This window comes from Halorhodospira sp. 9621, from assembly GCF_022228055.1.
Lineage (GTDB): Bacteria > Pseudomonadota > Gammaproteobacteria > Nitrococcales > Halorhodospiraceae > Halorhodospira > Halorhodospira halophila_A.
In genome coordinates, this window is the sequence record NZ_JAJNRD010000078.1 from 1 (window position 1) to 1,794 (window position 1,794).

General features: G+C 61.6%; 1 protein-coding gene. It reads right to left on the minus strand.

Annotation, left to right across the window (positions count from 1 at the left end; translation table 11 throughout):
• Positions 1 to 76 precede the first annotated feature (76 nt).
• Positions 77 to 1,648 carry an IS110 family transposase gene (locus tag LRF89_RS13120; RefSeq protein ID WP_443134969.1) on the minus strand — a complete coding sequence of 524 codons (1,572 nt, stop codon included), beginning with the start codon at positions 1,646 to 1,648 and terminating at the stop codon, positions 77 to 79.
• Positions 1,649 to 1,794: the final 146 nt, after the last annotated feature.

The following is a 1,794-nucleotide window of genomic DNA, read 5'->3' on the forward strand; positions in this document are numbered from 1 at the left end:
GGCACCGCGAGGCTGTCGAGAAGGCGAGCGCCGGACTGCTCAAGCCTCTACTCGACCAAGAGCTGAGCGTTGTTTTCTATGCGCTTTCTGACAAGAGGGCGGAGCCCGCTACGGCGTAATTGGGGTCTGCCGCGCCCTGCGGCCGGCTTCTGCTAACCGCAGTGCTACCCTGAGGCGGACCCCGCTCCGCTTCTCCAGCTTGATCTACTGGAGCCTGCTGCCTATTTTGTTCGTGCCGGGGATCGGTAAGGCTGTTTTGATTTGGCCCGTTTGAGGCCGTGCCACCGGTCTCCGGCTTATCCGCGGATCCCTGCTTGTTCGGGATCAGGCAGTCCCGGTTGTATGGCTCGCCCCTGCGGAGCATCGCATAGATGATGTCCGACATCCGGCGAGCCACACGTTTCAGGCTATCGATTTTGCTAATACCGCGCGCACGGCATCGATGGTAGTAATCCGCGGCTAGGTCGTCGTGGAGCACAGCAGCCCTCGCAGCGAGCCACAGAGCCCTTTTGAGCCGGCGATTGCACCCTCGCCGGCTACGGTGACGTTCTCGGCCTCCAGAGCTGTACTCAGCGGGCGCAGTGCCGTTGTATTTGGCGAAAGCATCCCGGCTCGGGAACCGAAGGATATCGCCCGTCTCGCCAATGATTGCGGCCCCCAAGGAAACGCCGACGCCCGGCAAAGTGGTAATAACCCGCTCATCAAGCTGTGGCAGCAGGTCCTCAGAGAGCATGCGCTCGAGTCGCTCGATCCGGTCATTGAGCGCGAGGATCTCATCGCAGAGCTGGCGAATGAGCTCTGCCTTGAGTGCTAGCGCTCGTGTTCGCGGCATCGCTCCGAGCCCGGAGGTCGCATCCAGAATCCAGGTCGCGCGCTCGCGTAACTTTTCACGCGAGTGCCTGCAGCCGGCCTTTCCGGTAGGCCCACGGGCAAGATCTGCTAGGACGTCGGCTAGAGATTCTGAGTCGTGATCCACCAGATCCTGCGGCAATGGGAAACGTCGGAAAAACAGCAGTGCCCAGGGCCCTTTGAGCTTACTGAAGAATCGATCGTAGCTCGGGGGGTAGACCGCACCAAGCTGCTCATGGAGCTGCGACAGCGCACTACTGCGGCGCTCTGACAGGTCCTGCAAGGTGCGCTCGGTCTCGCGGACTGCCGTGATCAGTTCGTCCCGATCCGTGGCATCGGGTAGGTGTCTCCGGCGTCGCAATACCACTGCCGCGATAGCGCGGGCATCGACGGCGTCGTTCTTGTCTTCCCCGTAGAACTCCTTTTGCCGGTTGGTGGTTAGCGGGTTGACCACGCGCACCTCGCGTCCACGCCGCTGGAGGATTTCCACGGCACGCCGCCCCAACCCCCGGTGGTCCTCGACCCCGTAGACGAGTTCCGCCTGGTGGCGCTGAGCCAGCTCCGCGGCCTGGGCATCGAGATGTTCGATATCAGCGACGTCGTTGGCGAAAGTGCTCTCGAGTACCAGCTCGTCCGGGTATAAGACGCCCATGGCGTGATGCTGGCGCTTGGCCGGATCGATACCGACTGCGAGGAGTGGTTTGTCCATAGCACACCTCACCGATACCAATAACCAAAGAAGCGACTCTCGCCGGCCCTCGTCCTCAGGAATGGAGCGTTCACCGCATCGCTTTCTCATCGTTAGGCCGGCGATGCAGGGGGAGTGGCACGCATATAAAGAGCCTTATATTTTCGGCACGATATCACCAGCCGTGCTCCCCCTGCCTCTCAGTAGGGTCGGCCACTCCCTACTGAGCGTCGCCGACCGGGTCAACAGTAGTCATT

Bases quoted from the DNA above. Each gene is read 5' to 3' on its own strand.
- LRF89_RS13120 (WP_443134969.1), bottom strand. From the start codon at position 1,648: ATGAGAAAGCGATGCGGTGAACGCTCCATTCCTGAGGACGAGGGCCGG.